The organism is Achromobacter sp. PD1, assembly GCF_048541815.1.
GTDB classification, from domain to species: Bacteria; Pseudomonadota; Gammaproteobacteria; order Burkholderiales; family Burkholderiaceae_B; genus Achromobacter; species Achromobacter bronchisepticus_A.
In genome coordinates this window covers 1,745,991-1,762,808 of the sequence record NZ_CP183349.1, presented here as the reverse complement: position 1 = coordinate 1,762,808, position 16,818 = coordinate 1,745,991, and the positions used below count along the sequence as shown (strand labels likewise).

General features: G+C 67.6%; 14 protein-coding genes. 4 read left to right on the top strand and 10 right to left on the bottom strand.

What is annotated here, in order from left to right; all coding sequences use genetic code 11:
- Positions 1-78: 78 nt before the first annotated feature.
- Positions 79-1,074 (bottom strand): Bug family tripartite tricarboxylate transporter substrate binding protein, encoded by a 996-nt coding sequence (locus ACM1PE_RS08280; protein WP_059378475.1) that lies wholly within the window; start codon positions 1,072-1,074, stop codon positions 79-81.
- Between the two features lie 220 nt (positions 1,075-1,294).
- On the opposite strand from ACM1PE_RS08280, the gene ACM1PE_RS08275 reads away from it, so the two are divergent.
- The 4 genes from ACM1PE_RS08275 (at position 1,295) to ACM1PE_RS08260 (ending at position 5,822) form a co-directional block, all read left to right on the top strand.
- Complete coding sequence (locus tag ACM1PE_RS08275) at positions 1,295-3,070, top strand: IlvD/Edd family dehydratase (protein WP_280014926.1); 1,776 nt, start codon at positions 1,295-1,297, stop codon at positions 3,068-3,070.
- An 11-nt stretch (positions 3,071-3,081) separates the two neighbouring features.
- The gene (locus ACM1PE_RS08270; RefSeq protein ID WP_419342955.1) at positions 3,082-3,765 is read left to right on the top strand and encodes a GntR family transcriptional regulator; all 684 of its coding nucleotides are present in this window, start codon (positions 3,082-3,084) and stop codon (positions 3,763-3,765) included.
- Between the two features lie 123 nt (positions 3,766-3,888).
- Positions 3,889-4,713, top strand: coding sequence for a class I SAM-dependent methyltransferase (locus tag ACM1PE_RS08265; protein ID WP_251880691.1), 825 nt, complete (start codon positions 3,889-3,891; stop codon positions 4,711-4,713).
- Between the two features lie 308 nt (positions 4,714-5,021).
- A complete protein-coding gene (locus ACM1PE_RS08260) occupies positions 5,022-5,822 on the top strand; it encodes a class I SAM-dependent methyltransferase (protein ID WP_118933887.1) in 801 nt (266 codons plus the stop codon).
- Between the two features lie 35 nt (positions 5,823-5,857).
- Here the strand turns inward: ACM1PE_RS08260 and ACM1PE_RS08255 are convergent, their stop codons facing one another.
- The 9 genes from ACM1PE_RS08255 to ACM1PE_RS08215 all read right to left on the bottom strand — a co-directional run bounded on the left by ACM1PE_RS08255 (position 5,858) and on the right by ACM1PE_RS08215 (position 16,467).
- Positions 5,858-7,516, bottom strand: a complete 1,659-nt coding sequence (locus ACM1PE_RS08255; protein WP_059378465.1) for a TRAP transporter large permease — start codon at positions 7,514-7,516, stop codon at positions 5,858-5,860.
- 2 nt (positions 7,517-7,518) lie between these two features.
- On the bottom strand, positions 7,519-8,145 hold the full coding sequence (locus tag ACM1PE_RS08250) for a TRAP transporter small permease subunit (protein ID WP_059378463.1): 627 nt from the start codon (positions 8,143-8,145) through the stop codon (positions 7,519-7,521).
- A 74-nt stretch (positions 8,146-8,219) separates the two neighbouring features.
- Entirely contained in the window at positions 8,220-8,996 is a 777-nt protein-coding gene (locus tag ACM1PE_RS08245; protein ID WP_059378462.1) for an ABC transporter permease, read from the bottom strand.
- On the bottom strand, positions 8,993-9,802 hold the full coding sequence (locus tag ACM1PE_RS08240) for an ABC transporter ATP-binding protein (protein WP_059378461.1): 810 nt from the start codon (positions 9,800-9,802) through the stop codon (positions 8,993-8,995). The genes ACM1PE_RS08245 and ACM1PE_RS08240 overlap by 4 nt, the downstream gene beginning before the upstream one ends.
- Positions 9,799-10,824 (bottom strand): ABC transporter substrate-binding protein, encoded by a 1,026-nt coding sequence (locus ACM1PE_RS08235; RefSeq protein ID WP_059378459.1) that lies wholly within the window; start codon positions 10,822-10,824, stop codon positions 9,799-9,801. Before ACM1PE_RS08235 ends, ACM1PE_RS08240 begins: the two co-directional genes overlap by 4 nt.
- Before the next feature lie 63 nt (positions 10,825-10,887).
- On the bottom strand, positions 10,888-12,108 hold the full coding sequence (locus tag ACM1PE_RS08230) for a xanthine dehydrogenase family Fe-S subunit (protein ID WP_419342954.1): 1,221 nt from the start codon (positions 12,106-12,108) through the stop codon (positions 10,888-10,890).
- Between the two features lie 5 nt (positions 12,109-12,113).
- Positions 12,114-12,941 carry an FAD binding domain-containing protein gene (locus ACM1PE_RS08225; RefSeq protein ID WP_059378457.1) on the bottom strand — a complete coding sequence of 276 codons (828 nt, stop codon included), beginning with the start codon at positions 12,939-12,941 and terminating at the stop codon, positions 12,114-12,116.
- Positions 12,938-15,340 carry a xanthine dehydrogenase family protein molybdopterin-binding subunit gene (locus ACM1PE_RS08220; protein WP_059378456.1) on the bottom strand — a complete coding sequence of 801 codons (2,403 nt, stop codon included), beginning with the start codon at positions 15,338-15,340 and terminating at the stop codon, positions 12,938-12,940. Before ACM1PE_RS08220 ends, ACM1PE_RS08225 begins: the two co-directional genes overlap by 4 nt.
- A 23-nt stretch (positions 15,341-15,363) precedes the next feature.
- Positions 15,364-16,467: a TRAP transporter substrate-binding protein gene (locus tag ACM1PE_RS08215; RefSeq protein ID WP_059378455.1), complete on the bottom strand. Its 1,104-nt coding sequence runs from the start codon at positions 16,465-16,467 to the stop codon at positions 15,364-15,366.
- Between the last annotated feature and the right edge of the window lie 351 nt (positions 16,468-16,818).

The window sequence follows — 16,818 nt, the reverse complement described above, 5'->3', positions numbered from 1 at the left end:
GCGCGCGCACAAACAAAATCGCCGGAGGTTCCCGGCGGAACTTCCGGCGTGTGACGTATAGCCACAACTTTAGGGGTATTAATCCCCCTTCACGCCCGCTTCGTCGATGACCTTGGTCCAACGCGCCAGTTCGGCCGACACGCGGGCGCCGGCGTCGGCCGGCGTGGTCCAGGTGGCGATGGCGCCCTGGTTCAGCAGCGAGGCCTGGACCTCCGGCTTGGCCAGGATCTTCTTCAGCTCGCCATTCAAACGCTCGATCACCGGCGCCGGGGTATTGGCCGGCGCCACGATCCCGAACATCGAACTGACCTCGAAATCCTTCAGGCCGGCTTCGGCCGCGGTCGGCACGTCCGGCAGCGCGTCCACCCGTTGCGCCGACGTCACCGCCAGCGCGCGCAGCTTGCCGGCCTTGATGCTGCCCTGCGCCGCGGGCACGGTTTCGATCATGCTGAGCACCTGCCCGCCCATCAGGTCGGTCATGGCCGGGCCGCTGCCCTTGTAGGGCACGTGCAGCACTTCCACGCCAGCGGTGCGCTTGAACATTTCGGCGGCCAGATGCTGCGGCGAACCGTTGCCGGCAGAACCCATGGTGATGTAGCCGGGCTTGGACTTGGCCAGCGCGATGAACTCGGCGAGCGTTTTCGCCTGCACCGACGGATTCACCACGAACACCAGCGGCACCGTGCCCACGATGGACACCGGCGCGAAGCTCTTCTCCACGTCATAGGTGACGCGGCCGCGGTACAGGGCGGCGTTGATGGAATGGCTGGTCAGCGCGCCCATCAGCAGCGTGTAGCCGTCGGGCTGCGCCTTGGCGACCTGGTCGGCGCCGATGTTGCCGGCGGCGCCCGCCCGGTTCTCCACGATCACCGACTGGCCCAGCGCGCCGGTCAGCTCCTGCGCCAGCACGCGGCCGATGACGTCGGTCGCGCCTCCGGGCGGGTACGGCACGATCATGCGGATGGGCTTGTCGGGGTAGGCGTCGGCGGCCAGGGCGGGAGCGGACATGCCGGCGCACAAGGCCAGCAGGGAAAACAACACGGCGCGGCGCGGCCGCAGACGCAGGTCTGACATGTAGGTCTCCTGCCGGGATGGGTATAGGAATGAAACGGACGCCCGGCTCGTCAACCGGGCCAGTGTAGGTTCGGCAACTTGATTGAAGAATCAGAATTTTTCTATCGACTGATCTATTTATAAGATCAATTGAACGGCACTGATAAATCGCTTGCGGGCGTTTTCAAAGGCTGGCTATGATGCCGCCATCAGATTATCAATAATATTATCGAGATCAAAAATGAAGGACGAGACCAAGAACGACGCAGCTGCGCCGGGCCCTTTCAGCAGTGACGGCGCCACGGCGCGCGGCGTGGCCCGCGGGCTCACCAACTACGGCGACACCGGCTTTTCGCTGTTCCTGCGCAAGGCCTTCATCAAGGGAGCGGGCTTGACCGACGACGCCTTGTCGCGCCCCATCATCGGCATCGTCAACACGGGCAGCAGCTACAACCCCTGCCACGGCAACGCCCCGCAACTGATCGAGGCGGTCAAGCGCGGCGTCATGCTGGCCGGCGGCCTGCCCATGGACTTCCCCACCATTTCGGTGCACGAGAGCTTCTCCCAGCCCACCAGCATGTACCTGCGCAACCTCATGTCCATGGACACCGAGGAAATGATCCGGGCCCAGCCCATGGACGCCGTGGTATTGATCGGCGGCTGCGACAAGACCGTACCGGCCCAACTGATGGGCGCGGCGTCCGCCGGCGTGCCCGCCATCCAGCTGGTCACGGGATCCATGCTGACCGGCTCGCACCGCGGCGAGCGCGTGGGCGCCTGCACCGACTGCCGCCGCTACTGGGGCCGCTACCGCGCCGAAGAAATCGACGCGGCCGAGATCTCGGACGTGAACAACCAGCTGGTCGCCAGCGTGGGCACCTGTTCCGTGATGGGTACGGCCAGCACCATGGCCTGCATCACCGAAGCCCTGGGCATGATGGTGGCCGGCGGCGCGTCGGCCCCGGCCGTCACCGCCGACCGCGTGCGCGTCGCCGAGAAGACCGGCGCCACCGCCGTGGCCATGGCCGCCTCGCGCCTGACGCCCGAGCGCATCCTCACCGGCAAGTCCATCGAGAACGCCCTGCGCGTGCTGCTGGCCATCGGCGGCTCCACCAACGGCATCGTGCACCTGACGGCCATCGCCGGCCGCCTGGGCATCGACATCGACCTGGCCGGACTGGACCGCATCAGCCGCGAAACGCCCGTGCTGGTCGACCTCAAGCCCTCCGGCCAGCACTACATGGAAGACTTCCACCACGCCGGCGGCATGCCGGCGCTGCTGCGCGAGCTGCGTCCCTACCTGCACCTGGACGCGCTGACCGTGTCGGGCCGCACGCTGGGCGAGGAACTCGACGACGCCCCGCCCGCTTTCCCGCAGGACGTGATCCGCACGGCGGCCTCGCCCATATACCCCGTGGGCGGCCTGGCCGTGCTGCGCGGCAACCTGGCCCCCGGCGGCGCCATCATCAAGCAATCCGCCGCCAACCCCAAGCTGATGGAGCACGAAGGCCGCGCCGTGGTGTTCGAGGACGCCGAGGACATGGCGCGGCGCATCGACGACGAGGCGCTGGACGTCACCGCCGAAGACATCCTGGTGCTCAAGCGCATCGGCCCGACCGGCGCGCCGGGCATGCCCGAAGCCGGCTACATGCCCATCCCCAGGAAGCTGGCGCGCGCCGGCGTCAAGGACATGGTGCGCATCTCCGACGGCCGCATGAGCGGCACCGCCGCCGGCACCATCGTGCTGCACGTCACGCCCGAAGCCGCCATCGGCGGCCCGCTGGCCTACGTGCAGAACGGCGACCGCATCCGCCTGTCGGTGGCCAACCGCGAGATAGCGCTGCTGGTGGACGACGCCGAACTGGCGCGCCGCGCCGCGGCCCAGCCCATCGTCCGCCCCGTCGCAGAACGCGGCTACCGCAAGCTGTTCCTGCAGACCGTGACCCAGGCCGACCAGGGCGTGGACTTCGACTTCCTGCGCGCCGGCGTCACGCGCGACACCGTGCCCAAGAAGTAGGCGGCAAGCCCATGGACGCCCTCGCCCCCGACTCCGCGCCGGTACTGGCCCCGGACGCCGCGCAGGCCGCGGTCGCCATCCTGGAAGAAGACATCGTCTTCGGCCGGCTGCACCCGCGCCAGCGCCTGACCGAAGACGAACTCATGGCGCGCTTCTCGCTCAAGCGCCACATGGTGCGCCAGGTGCTGGCCGACCTGGAGGCGCTCGGCGTGGTGGAGAAAAAGCGCAACATCGGCGCGGTCGTGCGCGCGTACGCAGTGCGCGAAGTCATGGAGCTGTACGCGCTGCGCCAGGTGCTGGAAGTGCATGCCGCCAGCCAGATCCCGCTGCCCATGCCGCAGGCGCGGCTGGCGGCGCTGGTGGCCGTGCAGCGTGAACACGATGCCGCGGTCGCCGATGGCGACGCGCGTCGCGTGTTCCGCAGCAACCAGCGCTTTCATCGCGAGTTCTTCAGCCTGCTGGACAACGCGGTGCTGGGCCAGGCCATCGAGGAATACGCCCGCCGCACCCACCCCATCCGCTTCGGCTCGCTGGCCGCCGCCGGCTACCGCGAACGCGCCCGCCAGGAACACTGGGCCATGATCCACGCGCTGCGGGATGGCGACCGGGAGGGGTTGATGGCGCTGTGCCGGGAGCATCTGCTGCCGTCGCGGGACGCTTATCTGGCGGCGGAACAGGCGCGGCTGGGGCCATAAGGCCGTGCCCGGCGCCAGTCGCCAGGAGGCCACGCCGCGCCTAAAATGGTGTTTCCCAGCCGCCGGACGCGGCTGCGTTCAATCTGAAGACCGCTCCGCGCGGCCGCTTTGGAGTCGAACATCATGAACACCACCCCTGGCGATCGTGTTTTCTCCGGATCCATTCCGCAGTTCTACCAGCGGTACATGGTTCCTCTCGTCTTCCAACCCTATGCGGCGGACATCGCCGCGCGAACCGCAGCGCTGCGCCCTTCCGCCGTGCTGGAGGTCGCCGCAGGCACCGGCGCGGTGACGCGCCAGCTCGCGGACCAATTGCCCGCTGGCGCGGCCATCGTCGCGACCGACCTGAATCCGGCCATGCTGGAACAGGCCCAGGCCCTGGGCACAAGCCGCGCAGTCACCTGGCGCCAGGCCGACGCCCTGAAGCTGCCGTTTGAGGACCAGGCCTTCGATGCCGTGGTCTGCCAGTTCGGCTACATGTTCCTGCCGGACAAGGCCGCAGCCTACGCCGAAGCGCGCCGGGTCTTGCGGCCCGGCGGCGCCTTCCTGTTCAACGTCTGGGACCGCATCGAGGACAACGCGTTTGCCGATACGGTGGAGCAGGCGCTGGCTCGGCTGTTCCCCGGCGACCCGCCCCGGTTCATGAGCCGGATTCCCCATGGCTATTACGACGCAGCCGTCATCAGAGCCGACTTGGCCCGCGCCGGATTCACCGACCGGCAGACGCTGGAAACCGTTGCCTTCGAAAGCCGTGCGGACACGCCCCAAACGGCTGCCATGGCCTATTGCCAGGGTACGCCGTTGCGCAACGAGATCGAGGCCCGCGGCGCGGACATGCTGGATCAGGCCGTCAATGCGGCGGCCGACGCGCTGCGCGCGCGCTACGGCGCGGGTCCCATCACAGGAAGAATCCAGGCGCATGTCATCACGGCGCCGCGCGGCGCGTAGTGGCGGGTCCGGCGCCGCGTCGAGCCTGCGCCGGTTCCAGACCGTCATTTGTCCCCGCCGCGCCGCCCGGGTTAAGCTTGCAACCCTCTCCCCTTCCACCGGAGCACTCAGAGTGAACAAGTAAATGCCGGGATGCCCACGCGCATCTTGACTCCCCGCGCTGCCTGGCGCGCGAGCCGCATTGCTTGTTCCATTCTGATGTCTTGCAGGACCCGGCGCCCATCGGCGCGCCGCGGACTGCCCCCGCAAGGCTCAGGCTCGCGGATTCCGCGCATCGGCAGTTTTCCCCTTCACACAAGGAAAATGCAATGCCTGCGACTGACACCACCATCGATATCTATCAACACAACCGCGCCGCCTGGGACCGCCAGGCCGCGCAGCAATGCGCCTGGTCGCAACCGGTCGGCCCCGAAACGATCGAGGCCGCGCGCCGCGGCGACTGGCGGGTGCACATCACGCCGCGCGCCCTGCCCGCGGATTGGCTGCCGGCGATGACTCCGGCTCCGCGCATCCTGTGCCTGGCCTCCGCCGGCGGCCAACAGGCGCCCGTGCTGGCCGCGGCCGGCGCGGACGTGACCGTGTTCGACGCTTCGCCGCTGCAGCTGGCCCAGGACGAGATGGTCGCGCGCCGCGACGGCCTGGCGCTCGTAACCGCGCAGGGAGACATGCGGGATCTTTCGGCGTTCGCCGACGCGTCCTTCGACTGCATCGTGCATCCGATCTCCAACCTGTACGTGCCTGACGTGCGGCCCGTATGGCGGGAGTGCTTCAGGGTGTTGAAGCATGGCGGCAGGCTGCTCAGCAGCTTCTACAACCCGGTCGTGTTCGTCGGAGACCGCGCGCCGGAACTGGCCGAACAGGGTCTGATCCGGCCGCGCTTCCGGCTGCCCTACTCCGACCTGCGCGACCTGAGCGCATCGGAACTGGCGGAAAAGCAGGGCCGGGGCGACGCGCTGGTGTTCGGGCACAGTCTGGGCGAACAGATCGGCGGCCAGCTGGAAGCCGGATTCCTGTTGAAGGGATTCTATGAGGATGAGCAGCCTCAGCCGCGCTTCCTGATCGACCGTTTCCTGCCGACGTTCCTGGCCACACACGCGGTCAAGCCCTGAAAATCAAGGGGCGCCCCCTGGGCGCCCCTGCCGCATCACTTGAACGGATTGGCATCCGCGCCGTAGGCGCTGCCCCCGTAGCCGCTGCCCCCGACCTCCAGCGAAACCGAACTGGGATCGACGACGGCGGCCGTGCCCTTGTAGTGCATCACCATGCCCGGGAACGCCATCACCGCGGCCACCATCAACAGCTGGATCACGATGAACGGCACCGAACCCCAATAGATCTGTCCCGTGGTGACCGGCTCGATCATCTTGCCCGTGACCCGGTCCTTGTAGCGGTCGCGCGGCGCCACGGATCGCAGGTAGAACAGCGCGAAGCCGAACGGCGGGTGCATGAACGAGGTCTGCATGTTGACGGCCAGGATCACGCCGAACCAGATCAGGTCGATGCCCAGCTTGTCGGCCACCGGCCCCAGCAGCGGCACGATGATGAACGCCAGTTCGAAGAAGTCCAGGAAGAAGGCCAGCACGAAGGTCAGGATGCTGACCACGATCAGGAAGCCCCACTGTCCGCCCGGCAGGCCGGTCAGCAGATGCTCGACCCACAGGTCGCCGTTGACGGCGCGGAAGGTCAGGCCGAACACGGTGGAACCCACCAGGATGAACACCACGAAGCAGGACAGCTTGGTGGTCGTGTCCATGGCCTGCTTGAGCAGGTCCAGCGACAGGCGGCGGCGCGCCACCGCCATCAGGATGGCGCCCACCGCGCCCATGGCGCCGCCTTCCGTGGGCGTGGCCACGCCGATGAAGATGGTGCCCAGCACCAGGAAGATCAGCGCCAGCGGCGGGATCATCACGAAGGTTACGCGTTCGGCCAGGGCCGACAGCAGGCCCAGGCCCAGCGCCTTGTTCACCAGCGCGATGACGAAGGCCGTCGCGCCCCAGAACAGCAGCGCCACCACGATGCGCTCGTCCATCGGCGCGGTGTTGTTCTCGACCCAGAGTCCCAGGAAGTAGGCCGACACGGCGGAAATCGTCATCAGCACCAGCAGCGAACGTCCGCCGCGGCCGCCGTTCGGCTCCTGGAAGCGGCGCGCCTCTTCCGGCAGCGCGGGCGCCGAATCCGGCTTCAGCAGGCTCATGATGACGACGTAGACGATGTACAGGCCCGCCAGGATGAAGCCCGGCACCATGGCGGCGCGGTAGATGTCGCCGATGGAACGTCCAAGCTGGTCCGCCAGGATGATAAGCACCAGCGAAGGCGGAATGATCTGCGACAACGTGCCGGACGCCGCGATCACGCCGCTGGCCAGTTTGCGGTCGTAGCCGTTGCGCAACATGATGGGCAGCGAGATCAAGCCCATGGAAATGACCGAGGCCGACACCACGCCCGTGGTCGCCGCCAACATCGCGCCCACGAAGACCACCGCGATGGCCAGGCCGCCACGGATCGAGCCGAACAGCTGGCCTATGGTCTCCAACAGGTCCTCGGCCATGCCGGATCGTTCCAGCACCAGGCCCATCAGCGTGAAGAACGGCACCGCCAACAGCGTGTCGTTGGAAATGATGCCGAACACGCGCTGCGGCAGCGCCTGGAACAGCGAGGAGTTGAGCAGACCCAGCTCCATGCCGACCAGGCCGAACAGAATGCCGTTGGCCGCCAGCGCGAACGCCACCGGAAAGCCCAACAGAAGAAAGATAATCAGCGTCGCGAACATGATCGGCGCCAGATTGGCAATGAGAAACTCCATGATCAGCGGCCCTTCTTATCCAGTTCGTTCTGCGCGGCCGCTTCGCGCGCCTGCGCTTCGCGGGCGATTTCCTCGGCCAGTTCTTCTTCCGCGCTCTTGGCGCCTTCGCGTTCGCGCGGATCGCGGCAGCGTCCCATCAGGAAGCCCACGCACTTGATCAGGTGCGACACGCCGGCCAGCACCAGCAGCGCGAAGCCCACCGGAATCAGCAGCTTGACCGGCCAGCGGATCAGTCCGCCGGAATTGGAGGAATGCTCGTTGCTGAGGTACGAATCCATGAACACCGGCCAGGACAGGTACATGATCAGCAGGCAGGCGGGCAGCAGGAAGAACAGCACGCCGAAGATCTCGATCCCGATCTGCGCGCGGCGCGATAGCCGCGACGCAACGATGTCCACCCTGACGTGGTCGTTCTTCAGCAGCGTGTAGCCTGCGGTCAGCAGGAACATGGCGCCGAACATGTACCACTGCAGCTCCAGCCAGGCGTTCGAGCTGTCATGGAATATCTTGCGCATGATGGCGTTGCCGGCGCTCACCAGCACAACCAGCAGCGTGACCCAGGACACGGCCCGGCCCATGCGCAGATTGATCGCGTCTATGCCACGCGACAAGGCGAGTAGTGCTTGCATCTGTTTTCCCCAGAATCGTTTCTAATCACGCACCTGCCCCACATTCAGCCCGTGGTGCCCCGGGCTTGAACCTGTCAGTCGTCTTCGCGGTGGTGGCGCAGCCAGGGCGTCACGCGCCTTTCCAGCCACCCCAGCAAGGCGAACAGCAGCATGCCCATCAGGGCCAGCACGAAGATCGCGGCGAACACCCGCACCGTGTCGAAGGTGCCCTGGGCGCTCATGATCACGTAGCCCAAACCGCGCTGCGAGGAGACGAACTCGCCGACGATGGCGCCCACCAGCGCCAGCGAAATCGAGACCTTCATGCCCGCCAGGACCGAAGGCAGCGCGCTCGGCAGCCGCACCTTGAAGAAGAAATCGCGGCGCGAACCTTTCAGCACGCGGCCCAGGTCCAGCACGTCCTGCGGCACCGAGCGCAGGCCGTGGACGGTGTCCACGATCATCGCGAACACGGCGATCAGGAAGGCAATGGCGATCTTGGGTTCGGCGCCCGTGCCCATCCAGATCACGAACAAGGGCGCGATGGCGACCTTGGGCACGCTGTTCAGGGCCACGATCAAGGGATAGATGAAGCGTTCGAACCAACGCGATCCCACCAGCATGACCGCGATCGCGACGCCGGCCACCACCGCCAGCGCAAAGCCGGCCAGCGTGGTCATCAGCGTGTAGGCGGCATGGCCGGCGTACCAGCTCCATTCCGCGGCCAGCTCCAGCGCCACCTGGCCAGGCAGCGGCAGCATGATGGCGCGCACATGGAAAATCCGCGCCGCGGCTTCCCACAGCAGCAGGAAGACCAACACCGACACCAGCCCGGCCATGCGCCGGCCCGCGCCTTTCAAGAGCGCGCTCATTGGACGGACTCCACGCCGGACGCGGCGCGCGCGCCCTCGTCTATCAGGCCCATGCTCTGGAACATGCCGCGGATGTGCCGCACGTATTCGCCGAATTGCGGCGTCTCGCGCAGCGCCAGCGGCCGGGGCCGCGGCAGGTCGATTTCTATGGTTTCGAGGATGCGGCCCGGGCGCGGCGAGAACACCATCACCACGTCGCCCAGGAACACGGCCTCGGCGATGCCGTGCGTCACGAACAGCACCGTGTTGCGGGTTTCCATCCAGATCCGCTGCAGCTCGACGTTCATCTGGTCGCGCGTCAGCGCATCCAGCGCGCCGAAGGGTTCGTCCATGAGCAGCAGCTTCGGATCGTCCACCAGCGCCCGGCAGATGGCGGCGCGCTGGCGCATGCCGCCGGACAACTCGCGCGGGTAGCTCTCGGCGAACTTCTCCAGCCCGGTCAGGGCCAGCAGCGCGCGCACCTTGTCGGCATAGGCGGCCACCGGCTTGTGCGCGAATTCCACCGGCAGCAGGATGTTGCGGCGCACGCTGCGCCATTCCAGCAGCGCGTCGCGCTGGAACACCATGCCCATGCCGTCCGGCGGCCCCTGCACCGGCACGCCCTCCACCCGCAGCTCGCCGCTGGAGACGGTCTCCAGCCCGGCCACGCAACGCAGGAACGTGCTCTTGCCGCAGCCGCTGGGTCCCAGGATGCTGACGAAGCGGCCGCGCGGCACGTCGACCGACACCGACGCCAGCGCTTCGACGCCTGCCGCGCCCGGGTAGCGCTTGCGCACGTCCTTGGCGGACACGGCCCATTGCGTCATGGCTGCACCAGGCTGTCGTAGCGTTCCGGATGCACCAGGTCGGGCGCATAGAACGTGGCGGGCTGCGCGCTGGCGCTGATCAACCCGACCGTCGACAAGGTCGTTACGGCCTGCGTCCAGTCCTGCGGCACGATGGCGCCCAGCCGCGCGCCCGCCGCCGGCTGGCCGAAGTACGGCTGCAAGGCGTCGATCTGCCCGCGCAGCACCTTCTTGTCCAGCCGCGCCTGCGGCCGCTGCGCCAGGATGGCGGCGACCGCCTCGTCCTGGTGTCCCGCGTAGATGTACTCCCAGGCCCGCGCGCTGACGCTGGCAAAGCGCGCGATGGCATCGCGCCGCTGTGCCAGCTTGGACTCATTGGCAAACAGGCCGAAGCTGGGCATGTTCAGGCCGTAATCGGCGAAGCGCACCGCGCTGGACGGGCGGTTCTGCGACACCACGGGCAGGAAGAACGGAATGGTGGAGAATGCCGCGTCGGCCCGTCCCACGGCATAGGTCGATGCCTTGCTGGCGGCATCCACGTTGATGAGTTCCAGATCGCTCTTCTTGAGCTTGCCCGCGGCCAGGAAGGCGTCGATGAACGGCGCTTCCAGCGAGCCCGCCGTATAGGCCACCTTCTTGCCCTTGAGCTGCGCCGGGCCGGTGATGCCGGCGTCGGCCGGGACCAGCAGCCCGATATCGCTCTGCCGGGCGAACACGGCCACGGCCTTGACCGGCATGCCTTTCTCGCGGGCGATCATGGCCGAAGCCAGGGCGGCATGCCCCAGGTCGAAGCTGTCGCCGGCGCCGACGATCTGCACCGTCGTGACGGATCCGTTGCCGTCTTCCAGCGTCACGTCCAGGCCGGCCTGCTTGTACCAGCCTTTCTGCTGCGCCAGGTGGAACGCGCCGTGCACGCCCCAGGGCGTCCAGTCCAGCCGCACCTTCAAAGGCTCCAAAGCCTGGGACCAGGCGGGCGCGCTGAGCGCGACAGCGGCCAGGCCCAACAATGCGTTGCGCCAGTTTCTTGCGAATACCGCGAGCATGATTTTCCCCGTTATGTGTCGACACTGTGCGGCCGCGCCCGCGGCCGCCGGTACCACGCGTGTTCAGCCGCCGCGGCCGAACCACCGCTTGATGCGCGCCCACAGCACGCTGAAGAACATGGCCGTGGGATTGAAACTGGCCTGGACCGGCGCTTCGCCCGCGGCGGCGGGCCGGCGCAGCCGGGCGGTAACGTTGTTGCCGAAATCCGCGATCATGCGGCGCACGAAGTCCTGCACCAGGCCGGAGCGCGAGAACTGCGCCAACGGTCCCTGCAGCGAATACAGCAGGTTCACGTGGACCTGCGTTTCCGTAGGCGACAGCGCCTCCACGCGATACGTGATGTCGCCGTTGGCCCGCGACTGGCTGAGCGAGTCCTGCCCTGCCCCGCGGAACACCGCCTGCATGGCGGCGTCGTCGCGTTCCAGGCGGGCCGCGCCATTGAAGGCGGCGGACATGGGGCCGAACTTGATCGCGATCTTGCCCTTGACCCGGTCGCCCTCGTGCTCCTCGATCGAGGCGCCCGGCAGGCAGCTGGCCAGGGCCGGCAGATCCACCATGAAGGCCCAGACCTCCGCAGCCGGGAAAGGCACCTTGAAGCCGCCGTCGATCTGGCTGCCACGGCCTTCCTTCTTGCCTTCCTTCCTACCGGCCGGGGCGGCTGCCGGAGCCGGCGCCGCAGCGGCGCTTGCAGCCGGCTGGCTGGCCGCGGCCGGCGTGAACCCCGCGAACGCCACCGGCTTTTCCGCCGCAGGCGCGGCGCCGCGGCCCTGCGCCTGGGCGGCGCGCAGCGCCTCTACCGCGGGGTCGGGTTGTTCCCGGAGCTCGGCCAGCACCGACATGACGGCGGCGACGATGCCCATGTAGCCGGTGCAGCGGCACAGATTGCCGGACAGCTCGACACGCACCCGGCCTTCGTCCGCATCCGGCAAGCGCAGCACGATATCGCGCGAGGTCGCCAGCATGCCCGGGGTGCAATAACCGCATTGCAAGGCGTGGTGTCTGGTAAAGGCGGCGCGCAGCCGCTGCATCACCGGATCGGCGTCATAGCCTTCGATGGTGGTCACCTGCCGGCCTTCGCAGGCCACTGCGAAGGAGATACAGGAGCGCACCGGCGCGCCATCCACCAGCACCGTGCAGGCGCCGCAGACGCCGTGCTCGCAGCCAAGATGGGTGCCGGTCAGGCGCGCCTGATCCCGCAGGAAATCCCCCAGATGCATGCGCGCTGGCGCCTCGTGCGACACGCGCTTGCCGTTTACTTCCAATGTCACCTGAACCATGCTCATTCCTGTCAACCCAAGGCCTGCGCCAGGCAGCGCGTCACCGCGGTCCCGTGCAGCTTGCGATGGTGTTCATCCTTGTCCTGCATGACGCCGGCCAGCTCGCTGGCCAGCAGCGCGTCATCCAGGCCCGCCAGTCCGTGCTGCGCGATGCGCGCGGCCAGTTGGGGCAGCAATCTGGGCGCGCCGTCCAGGGCCCCCACCGCGATGCGCGCCGTCTTCGAGGACGGATCGAACCACGCGGCGCAACTGGCCTCGGCGAATTCGCCGGTCTTGCGGCAGAACTTGTAGTAGCCCCAGCGCGCCTGCGGCCCGGCTTCCGGGATGTGCACCGCGGCGATCAGCTCGTCTTCGCGCAGCCCGGTGGTGTAGGCGCCCTGCATGTAGTCTTCCGCCGGCAGCATGCGCACGCCGTCCGGCCCGGCGATCTCCAGCGTCGCGCCCAGGCCGACCACGGTCAGCACCCAGTCGGCGGCCGGATCGGCATGCGCCAGGCTGCCGCCCAGCGTGCCGCGGTTGCGGATGGCGCGATAGGCGATGCCCGGCGCCACCTGCTGCATGGGCGTCCCGCGCAACAGTTCGTGCACGCCGTCCTCGATCTCGGCATGGGTCACGGCCGCGCCGACGCGCAGCCTGCCATCCTGCCGCGAGACCGTGCGCAGTTCGGACAAACCGGAGATGTCGATGACGACGGGCGGACGCGCCAGGCGCAGGTTCAACATGGGACCCAGCGATTGGCCGCCGGCCATGAGCTTGGCGCGGCCCTCGTGCCCGCGCAGCGCCCGCAAGGCGTCCTGCAGCGTGTCCGGGCGGGAATATTCGAATGCGGCGGCCTTCATGCCGTCACCTCCGCGGCGACGGTTGCGGTTTTGCGGCTGCCCTGAGCGATGGCGGCCAGCACCCGCGTCGGAGACAAGGGCGTGCGCAGCAGTTCGGCCGCGCCCAACGGCCGCAGCGCGTCGTTGACCGCATTGAACAGCACCGCCGGCGGCGCGATGGCGCCACCCTCGCCCATGCCCTTGGCGCCGAATTCGGTATGCGGCGACGGCGTCTCGAAGTGGTGCAGGCGCATGTTCGGAACCTCGGTGGCCCCAGGCAGCATGTAGTCCGCCAGGGTCGAAGCCAGCGGCTGGCCGTTGTCGTCGTAAGGCGTTTCCTCGTAGAACGCGGTGCCTATGCCCTGGGCCACGCCGCCTATGGTCTGGCCTTCGACCACCATGGGGTTGATCATGGTCCCGCAGTCCTCCACCACTACATAATCCAGAATTTCCACGCCGCCCGTGCCCGGGTCCACCGCCACCACCGCCGCATGGGTGGCATAGGTGAAACAGCCGGTGTCGACCTTGGGCTTGTAGCCCACGGTGACTTCCAGGCCAGCGGGGTCCACGTCGGGCGGCAGCAATTGCGGCCGCAAGTACCATGCGTCGGCGACGTCCTTGACCGACACCGATTTGCCGCCGGCTTCCAGCCGGTCGCCGTTCCAGGTCACGCTGGCGGGGTCGGCCTGCAGCAGATGCGCGCCGATATGCGTGAGCCGCGGCAGCAGGCGCTTGCAGGCCTGCGACACGGCGCCGCCGGACATCACCAGCGAACGCGAGGCGTAGGTCCCGGTGGAAAACGGCGTCTGGCCCGTATCGCCGTGCAGCAGCTTGATGCTGGCGACGTCCACGCCCAGGATCTCATTGGCGATCTGGGCGAAGGTGGTTTCCATGCCCTGCCCGTGCGAATGCACGCCGACCCGCAGTTCCAGCCCGCCGTCCGGCGTGACCCGCGCGGTCGCCTGGTCGAAGCCCGGTATCACGGGCGTGCCCCAGGCGGCGAACACCGAAGTGCCGTGCGCGGCCTGCTCGGTGTACGTCGCCAGGCCCACGCCGATGAGGCGGCCGTCCGCTTCGCCCTGGCGCTGACGCTCGCGGACGGCGTCCACCCCTATCATGTCCATGGCCTGCTGCAGGCTGGCCGGATAATCGCCGCTGTCCAGGTGCTTGCCGGTGACGTTGACATAGGGCATCTGCTCGCCCTGCACCAGGTTCTCCTGGCGGATTTCCCAAGGCTCGCGTCCGACCTCGCGGGCGATCGCGTCCATCGTCAGTTCCATGGCGAAACACACGCCCGTGCGCGCCACGCCGCGATACGGCACGAAGCCCGGCTTGTTGGTGGCCACCGCCCGCGTCACGCAGCGATAGCCCTTGAATGCATAAGGTCCCGGCAGGTTGCCGATGGCCTGGCCCGGTTCCAGGCCGATGGTGAACGGCCAGACCGAATAGGCCCCGCCGTCGATGGTGATCTTGGCGTCCAGCGCCAGCAGCTTGCCGCGGCGGTCGGCGTAGGCCACCATTTCATAATGGTGCTCGCGCGAATTGGCGCCCGCGGTCAGGTGTTCGCGGCGGTCTTCGATGAAGCGGAACGGCTTCTTGAAGGTCTTGGCCAGCCAGGCCACGCACAGCTCTTCCTGCTGCAGCACGCACTTGTAGCCGAAGGCGCCACCCACGTCCGGCGACACCACCCGCACCCGGCCCTGCTCCAGGTCCAGGCACTGCGCCAGCACGCTGCGTATCATGTGCGGCACCTGGGTCGCGCTGACCACCACCAGCTGGTCGGCCTGATGGTCCCAGTAGGCCAGCACGGCCTTTCCTTCCATCGGCACCATGCATTGCCGCGACAGGTCGATCTTGCGGCGCACGACCACGTCGGCCTGCGCCGCCAGCTCGTCGAACTGCTTGTCGACGTTGAGCGTGACGAAGACATTGTCGCGCCACTGCTCGTGCACGAAATCGCCCTGGGCGGCCTGGGCGCTGACGACGTCCGCATACACCGGCAGATCGTCGTAGTCGACCTCGATCATCTCGGCGTAGTCCTCGGCTTCGGCGCGAGTCGGCGCGAACACCATGGCCACGGGCTCGCCCACGAAGCGCACCTTGCCCGAGGCCAGCGGCGGCTGGGCCGAGACCTGGTAGCTGGGCAAGGTGGAATCCGCCACGATGTCGCGCGCGTCGGCCATGGCCTGACGCACAAACGCCTTGTCCGCGATCTGCTCGGCCACGCGCACCGAGGCGATGCGCGCATGCGCCAGCGGACTGCGCAGGAAAGCCACCTCGCAGAGACCGGGCATGGCCATGTCGGCCACGAAATTGCCCTTGCCGTGCAGATGACGCGCGTCCTCCTTGCGCGGCACCCGCGCGCCTACTCCCTGCGGCTTGCCTGGCCGGCCGTGCGTATCGGCGTTTGCTGTCGTCATGACTACCCTTTATCTCCTGCTTGTTATTTGGCCTGGGCCTTCGCCACGGCGGCGAAGGTGTAGTTGTCCAGCGGGCTTTCAGCCACGCGGAACCAAGCCGCCTGCTCGGCCTGGAATTTCTTCCAATCGGGGAAGATGGCGGCAAAGTCCGGGTTCTTGGCCGAGAGCTCGACCCACAGTTCCTGCGAGGCGTTGTACGCCGCGTCCATCACTTCCTTGGGGAAGAAGCTGACCTTGGCGCCGCCGGCGATCAGCTTGCGCAGCGCCAGCGGATTGCGCGCATCGTAGTTGGCCAGCATGCGCATGGTCTGCTCGCCGGCCGCCGCCTCGAACGCGGCCTGGTAGGCCGGCGGCAGGGCTTCCCATGCCTTGTCGTGCACCATGCTGGTGATCGAGGCGCTGCCTTCGAACCAACCCGGCGAGTAGTAGTACGGCGCCACCTTGTTGAAGCCCAGCTTCTCGTCGTCGTAGGGGCCGATCCATTCGGCCGCGTCGATGGTGCCTTTTTCCAGCGCGGGATAGATGTCGCCCGGCGGGATCTGCTGCGGCACCGCGCCCAGCTTGGACAGCACCATGCCGCCGATGCCGCCGATGCGCATGTTCAGGCCCTTCAGGTCGGCGACGGACTTGATTTCCTTGCGGTACCAGCCGCCCATCTGCACGCCGACGTTGCCACAGACGTGGTTGACGATGTTGTACTTCTTGTAGAGCGCGCGCAGCATCTTCAAGCCGCCGCCGTAGGCGATCCAGGCGTTGTGCTGGCGCGCGCTCAGGCCGAAGGACAGGCCGGTGTCGAACGTCAGGGCGGTGTTCTTGCCGATGTAGGCCGTGCTCAGCACGTGGTTGCATTCCACCGTGCCATTGCTGACCGCGTCCATGTTCTGCGCCGCGGGCACCAATTCGCCGCCGGGAAAGGCGCGGATCTCGAACTTGCCGTCGGTCAGCTGCGCCACGCGCTTGCAGAGTTCTTCGGCCGAGCCGTAGATGGTGTCCAGGCTCTTGGGCCAGCTGGTGGACATGCGCCAGCGCACCGACGGCGCGGATTGCGCCACGGCAGGCATGCCCACAGTGGCGAGGCCCGCGCCGGCTGCGCCGGCGGCTTGTGCGAGGAAACGGCGTCGTTGCATTCATTGCTCCCGATCTGGTTCGATTGAGTCCCCTTGGACCCGCCTCAACTCATGCCAACGCCACTCGCGTACACCCGAAAAAAACGTTAGCACACTGAATTGTTGATCAGCATACTGACAGTAATTTTGAGTGTCAACAAGGTAAATCCCCACTGCCGACGCCCGCGAAACGCCTGGGTTTGCACTCATTTCGGCGAATTTTTTTCACGGGTCCGAGGGCTATTTGCGGGTACTCCTTACATATAGCGGACGGCCGCGATTGCGGGCTGCGAACGCCGTGCATAATAGGCCCCCGCCGCCGCCCTTCGACCCGCCGCCTGTCGGGGAAATCCCTAGCTCCTGACTTGTTTT